Annotated in this window: 7 protein-coding genes; 1 reads left to right on the plus strand and 6 read right to left on the minus strand. The window is 46.7% G+C overall.

Annotation, left to right across the window (positions count from 1 at the left end):
- From ilvD to Q8865_10790, 5 genes are all read right to left on the minus strand, one after another.
- Positions 1-1,506 (minus strand): dihydroxy-acid dehydratase (gene ilvD, locus Q8865_10770; protein ID MDP4153899.1); only part of this gene is annotated, 1,506 nt, incomplete at its 3' end.
- A 100-nt stretch (positions 1,507-1,606) separates the two neighbouring features.
- Positions 1,607-2,284, minus strand: a complete 678-nt coding sequence (locus Q8865_10775) for a FadR/GntR family transcriptional regulator (protein MDP4153900.1) — start codon at positions 2,282-2,284, stop codon at positions 1,607-1,609.
- A gap of 51 nt (positions 2,285-2,335) precedes the next feature.
- Entirely contained in the window at positions 2,336-2,914 is a 579-nt protein-coding gene (locus tag Q8865_10780; GenBank protein ID MDP4153901.1) for a TetR/AcrR family transcriptional regulator, read from the minus strand.
- A gap of 15 nt (positions 2,915-2,929) precedes the next feature.
- A complete protein-coding gene (locus Q8865_10785; protein MDP4153902.1) occupies positions 2,930-4,402 on the minus strand; it encodes a carboxylesterase family protein in 1,473 nt (490 codons plus the stop codon).
- A gap of 133 nt (positions 4,403-4,535) precedes the next feature.
- Positions 4,536-5,486, minus strand: a complete 951-nt coding sequence (locus tag Q8865_10790) for an L-lactate dehydrogenase (GenBank protein MDP4153903.1) — start codon at positions 5,484-5,486, stop codon at positions 4,536-4,538.
- Positions 5,487-5,622: 136 nt separating this feature from the next.
- Between Q8865_10790 and Q8865_10795 the strand changes: the two genes are divergently transcribed.
- Positions 5,623-5,784, plus strand: a complete 162-nt coding sequence (locus tag Q8865_10795; GenBank protein MDP4153904.1) for a rubredoxin — start codon at positions 5,623-5,625, stop codon at positions 5,782-5,784.
- 66 nt (positions 5,785-5,850) lie between these two features.
- Here Q8865_10795 and Q8865_10800 read toward each other — a convergent pair.
- Positions 5,851-6,301 (minus strand): His/Gly/Thr/Pro-type tRNA ligase C-terminal domain-containing protein (locus tag Q8865_10800; GenBank protein MDP4153905.1); only part of this gene is annotated, 451 nt, incomplete at its 5' end.

Genomic DNA, 6,301 nt, shown 5'->3' on the forward strand with positions numbered 1-6,301 from the left:
GATATCGATCTCTATCTCGTCGCCATCCCTGATAAGCGCAATATTTCCGCCGACAGCTGCTTCCGGCGATACGTGTCCAATCGCGGCTCCTCTTGTCGCGCCGGAAAATCTTCCGTCGGTGATCAGGGCGACACTATTTCCCAAGCCGCTTCCCATGATTGCGGAAGTCGGATTAAGCATTTCACGCATACCGGGTCCGCCTTTAGGGCCTTCATACCTGATTATTACAACATCTCCGCTGACTATTTTTCCGGCGTATATCGATTTCAAAGCGTCTTCCTCACAGTCGAACACTCTCGCCTTCCCCTTATGAACCATCATTTCATCTGAAACCGCCGAGCGCTTCACAACGCATCCGTCCGGCGCGAGATTGCCATAAAGCACAGCCATTCCGCCTGTTTTGCTGTATGGAGCGTCGACAGTCTTTATCACATCTCTATTATATATTTCGCATCCTTCGAAATTTTCGCCCAGCGTTTTTCCTGTGCATGTCAGCGCGTCTTTATGCATAAGACCGAGCTTGCTTATTTCATTCATAACCGCGGAAATACCGCCTGCCTCGTTCAGGTCTTCAATGAAATGATCCCCCGCCGGAGCCAGATGGCACAGGTTTGGCGTCTTTTCCGATATTTCGTTGATAAGGCTAAGTTTAAGCTCAAAACCGCATTCGTGAGCGATTGCGGGCAGATGCAGTGCGCTGTTGGTGCTGCAACCAAGTGCCATGTCAATAGTCAAAGCATTCATAAAGGACTTTTCAGTCATTATGTCAAGTGGTTTTATGTCTTTTTTGACAAGCTCTATGATCTTCATTCCGGCGCTTTTCGCAAGCCTCAACCTTTCAGAATAAACCGCGGGGATCGTGCCGTTCCCCGGAAGCCCCATTCCCAACACTTCTGTCAGACAGTTCATACTGTTTGCAGTAAACATGCCGGAACATGAACCGCAGGTGGGACATGCTTTCTGCTCGCATTTTTTCAACTCGGCTTCACCGATTTCCCCGATATTGAATCTGCTGACGGCCTCTGAAACCGTTGAATAGCTGATTCTGCTCCCGCTGTTTCTTCCCGCAAGCATCGGCCCTCCGCTTACAAAAATTGTCGGTATATTGACCCTTGCCGCCGCCATCAGCAAGCCCGGCACATTCTTGTCGCAGTTTGGAACCATAACAAGTCCGTCAAACGGATGAGCTGTCGCCATTGCCTCTGTGGAATCAGCAATAAGCTCTCTTGTTACCAGCGAATATTTCATCCCCTCGTGTCCCATAGCTATCCCGTCGCAAACGGCGATGGCTGGAAAAACGATCGGTATGCCCCCAGCAAAGGAAACGCCTTTTTTGACCGCTTCTACCACTTTGTCAATATTCATATGTCCCGGAACAATATCATTTTGTGAACTGACAATGCCTATAAGCGGCTTTCCAATCTCCTCATCCGTCAATCCCAATGCGTACAGCAAGGCTCTCTGCGGCGCAGCGTCAACGCCCTTTGTGATTCTGTCACTTCTCATCATCGTTATCTCCTTTATCGTATGATAGTTGTATTATAACTCTAACGTTGTCTTATGTCTATAGATAAAATAAAAAGCATTGAATTTTTCAATGCTTTTTCTACTTTATATCTAATTCCTTCATCGCGTGCAGGATGTGTATTTTCATGGCGTTCCTTGCGCCCTCAGCGTCCCTGTCTTTCATAAAATCCATTATCATCCTATGGTCGGTAAGCGTATCCTTTACGGCGAGTTCCTTGTTTGCCGACAAGGCGACCCCTCTATCTATCGCCTGATATAATACAGGCATGAGCTTGTTCATAAATTCATTATGCGTCGCTTTCGATATAGATATATGAAACTTTTTTTCAACTTCCGTCCTGTCCTCGTTTTTAAGTATCTTGCTTTCAATCAATCGACCATAATCCAAAATCTTGTCAAGTTCGCTGTCTGTCGCGCGAAGCGCCGCGTAATAAGCCGCCTCAGGCTCGAAAATAAGGCGCATCTCATAGAGATCTTTTGCCGCCGCTTTAATATTTGACAGCGGAAGGAATGTGTTGACGGCGTCAAAATCGATATTTTCTGATACGAACGTGCCTCTGCCCCGTTTTATTTCCAATATGCCGTTTGTCGCAAGAATCCTGATTGCTTCCCTAAGCGTTATCCTGCTAATGTTCAGCTCCGCCGCCAAATCGTTTTCATTGGGAAGCTTGTCCCCCGGCATAAACTTTTTATCGATCGTCACCATTGCAAGTATATCATCGGCAATTATTTCAGACAGTCTCTTATCTTTCGGCATAATCAGTCCCCCATTTCTTACTTGAATCATTCACATGAAAAATCGCCCGCCTCAAGGCTTTAATATCGCAACTATCCAGTCGCTTTTCGGAAACGGAAGATCAGGAGAAATCGATTTGTTCAGCGCCAGCCCCTGCAGTGCGCTCCAAAACGCCGCGGAAAGCGCCTTCGGCTCTCCTTCTCTTATCTGCCCCGTTTCCTGTCCCGCTGAAATGAGGCTCACAGTCGGAGTTATCAGGTCATAGTCTTTCAAAAGGCTTTTTATGACCTCAGGCGTTGCGTTTGACCAGTATGCCTGCATCATAAGGACAAAAAGCTTGAGACTGCGCCCGTTTTCCCCAAAAACGCACAGCACCTTATCCGCAACATCTCTGAGCGTCTGAATCGGGTTTTCATTTACAGACAGCATCTGTTTTATGAATTTCTGACTGTCCGCCCCTTCTTTAATAAGTTCAAAATAGACTTTTTCTTTTGATTCAAAATAATTAAAAAACACGCCGGTCGCAATATTCAGCTTTTTCGCAATATCTCTGATACCGGCAGCGGCATAACCATGACTTATAAACAGATCCAAACAGCATTCACGTATCTGTTTTTCACGGTTTACCCTTTGCTGCTCTCTCTGGTTCATGCACTCACCATCCGTTTAAATTAACCTGCCAAGAAAAAAATCACTTATAAACTGAACCCTTGGGTCAGCCTGCTTTATCATTTCCGATTTATCGCAAAAGCCCATAGCGTAAGGGGCCTCGTTTGTGTAAGGCGACCATTCCGGCAGCCCATCGCCGTTTGGATCGCCCGTTTTGGCAAAACTAGTCCAATATCCAGCCACTGCGCCAGACAGCTCATAATCTGCTTTCTCAAACGGCCTCCAGCATTTATCCAGCGTCTCAAAGACATACCATAATTCGCAGTTGTGAAAAGCCCCGCTGTCGTCGCCCGGCAGCCGCCTGTTGAAGAAGTAAAGATAGAGCGGCTTTCTGCCCTTTTGACGGTTTTGTATCTGCGCAAGCGCCAAAGCGGCGCCGGCGATGTGATACGCCATATAATTATCTATGTCTGTTAGTTTGTTATCAGTATAAAACATATTTACAAATTTGTCTGCATATTTGCCATAATACATCATATTCCTGCGAAAAATTTCTTCCGGCATGTTTTTGAACACCATTCTCATTTCATCGGCAGTCGACCCTATAATGATAGGAATGTTGTGCTGATGGCCGTGGTATATAGCTTCAGAAACATCTTCGGGCAATACCGCTCCGTCTGTATTGAGCCGGAATGCGGTAGGATCAGGCGAAAAACCGGATGCCGCCGAAACAAGCTCCTCGGCGGATGTATTTCTGAGTTCCCGCAATGAGTGCTTTTGTAATTTCTCAGCAAATTCAACCCCTTGTTTTTCAGCATCCTTAAGTTTTGGATATTCCATCATGTGGATGCCGCCGCCGCTCTGCATGATCGCTTTTGAAAAAAGCCCTTTTGTCACAGGTGACACAGACAGCGCCTGCACACACATAGCCCCCGAAGACTGACCGAAAATGGTGACGTTGTCAGGGTCACCGCCAAAAACAGTGATATTGTCTTTTATCCATTTGAGAGCGGCAATCTGGTCAAGCAGTCCATAGTTGCCGGAAACGCCGTCATTGTTTTCCGCCGAAAGCTCAGGATGCGTCAAAAAGCCGAAAACCCCGAGCCGGTAATTTATCGTAACGACTACAACGCCCCTTTTCGCAAGCTTTTCTCCGTTTAATTCTATCTCATTGCCATATCCCTGACGAAAGCTTCCTCCGTGGATCCACATCATCACCGGCAGTTTCGCATTTTTGGACACCGCTGGAGTCCATATATTTAGATAGAGACAGTCCTCGCTCATAGGGTTCGGGTCGAGTTTAAACTCACGTTTATAATAGGGATGAATAAGATTTGTATTCTGCGAGCACGCATTGCCAAAGGCGTCAGCCTTGCGGACACCGTCCCACGGAATCACCGGCTGCGGCGCTTTCCAGCGCATCTCGCCCACAGGAGGGGCGGCATATGGAATCCCCTTGAAAACAGTTATGTCTTTTCCTTCTTCAATACCCGATACATATCCGCCGGTCACCTTAACTGCAGTAATCATTATCTACACTCCCTATCAAATAATGAACAATCGTTCGATGAACATGTGTTCATTATAATGTCTGTTTCGGGCATTGTCAACAGAAAGCTTAAAAAAAGACGGCTGCAAGCCGTCTTTAATCATATATTATCGGTCAAAAATTGATTTTACCGCACACGTTTATCAAAGTGTCGCAGGAATCATGGAATTTTTTCTGTTCCTCCGCCGTCAAAGCAAGATTAATGATCGCATCAATGCCGTTTTTATTTACAATAGCAGGCACGCCGACATAAACGTTGCTGCGGTCATATTCGCCGTCAAGCATGGTCGATACTGTGAGCACACTGTTCTCGTCGCCTAATATCGCCTTTGTGATCCTGACCATTGCCATCCCGATGCCGTAATAGGTTGCCTTTTTTGCCGCGATTATCTTCTGCGCCGCATTTTTCACCTCTTCGCTGATCTTCTCCATATTCTCACATGAATACTGACAGCCGTGTTCACTGCACAGCTGCAGCACAGGCTTTGTCGCAACAAGCGCCTGTGACCACGGCACAAATTCGGTGTCGCCGTGTTCGCCCATTACGTAGGCATGGACATTTCGAGGATCGACCTTGAAATATTCGCCCAGCATATAGCGAAGACGTGCGGTGTCAAGCGTCGTTCCCGTTCCGATGACACGTTTTCTGTCAAACCCCGACAGCTTTTGGGTGATATATGACATTATATCTACAGGGTTCGTCGCAATCAGGAATATGCCGCCAAATCCGGAGGATACGACAGGATCGATAATAGACCTGAAAACCTCCGTGTTTCTTTGAAGAAGGTCAAGCCTTGTCTCTCCGGGCTTTTGGGCAACTCCCGCCGCAATGGCGACAATATCCGCGTCGCCGCAGTCCGCATATGAGCCTACAAAAATTTTCATGTGAGAGCCGGAAAAAGCAAGCCCGTGATTCAGATCCATGGCTTCACCCTCGGCGCGCCTCTTATCGATATCTATAAGAACCAGTTCGTCGCAGGCATTCTGATTCAGCATAGCGTAAGCAAAGCTCATGCCGACAAAGCCTGTCCCAATCAAAACGACCTTTCTGTTTTTGCCGTTCATATTCTGCCTCCTGTTTTTTAAGTAAAATTTACCCGAATGCTCTAAATTCAAGCATATTTTACCACAGAACAGTTGACATGTATAATAATTTGTGTAAAATTTAGATTAAATTAATCAAAGAAAGAGGTCGACTAATATGAAAAAGTATCTGTGCTCTGTCTGCGGTTATGTTTATGATGAGAAAGCCGGTTGTCCTGAACAGGGAATCGCCCCGGGAACTAAGTGGGAAGACGTCCCCGATGATTTTGTCTGCCCTGAATGCGGCGCCTCAAAAGATATGTTTGAACTTGAACAGTAAACTCATTTGGATCGAAAATAAATATTCATTAAAAAATGCCGCAGCTTAAAGCTGCGGCGTTTTTTCTTATTCGTCCAGATATTGCGGCATACCTTTGTTTATTTCCGGCTCTATAAAATCCATAAACGCCTCTAAACTCATAAAACCAAGGTTTCCTTTTCCGCTGTCACCTATTTCGCGGCGGCTGCGAACCGATACGCCCCCTTGCTCGACCTCCCTGTCACCGATGACAAAGATGATCGGCAGCTTATCAAGCTCCATCCGGCGTATCTTCGTGCGCATCTGATCGTCAGATGTGTCGGCATTGACACGCAAGCCGAGCGATTTAAGCTTTTTGGATAATTTCACCGCATAGTCATTGTGGCTTTCCCGTATCGGAACGATGCCGATCTGAACGGGCGCAAGCCAGAACGGAAATTCCCCTGCATAGTGTTCGATCAGCATTGCGAAGAAACGCTCAAGGCTGCCGAACAGCGCCCTGTGAACCATCATTGGCGTACGGCTTTTGCCCTCCGAA

It is taken from the genome of Bacillota bacterium, from assembly GCA_030705925.1.
In the GTDB taxonomy this organism is placed as follows: Bacteria; Bacillota; Clostridia; order Oscillospirales; family Feifaniaceae; genus JAUZPM01.

What these genes read in the sequence shown, in the direction of transcription:
- Q8865_10785 (MDP4153902.1), bottom strand. Translation starts at nt 4,402, where the DNA reads ATGATTACTGCAGTTAAGGTGACCGGCGGATATGTATCGGGTATTGAA.
- Q8865_10795 (MDP4153904.1), top strand. Translation starts at nt 5,623, where the DNA reads ATGAAAAAGTATCTGTGCTCTGTCTGCGGTTATGTTTATGATGAGAAA.
- Q8865_10790 (MDP4153903.1), bottom strand. Translation starts at nt 5,486, where the DNA reads ATGAACGGCAAAAACAGAAAGGTCGTTTTGATTGGGACAGGCTTTGTC.
- Q8865_10780 (MDP4153901.1), bottom strand. Translation starts at nt 2,914, where the DNA reads ATGAACCAGAGAGAGCAGCAAAGGGTAAACCGTGAAAAACAGATACGT.
- Q8865_10775 (MDP4153900.1), bottom strand. Translation starts at nt 2,284, where the DNA reads ATGCCGAAAGATAAGAGACTGTCTGAAATAATTGCCGATGATATACTT.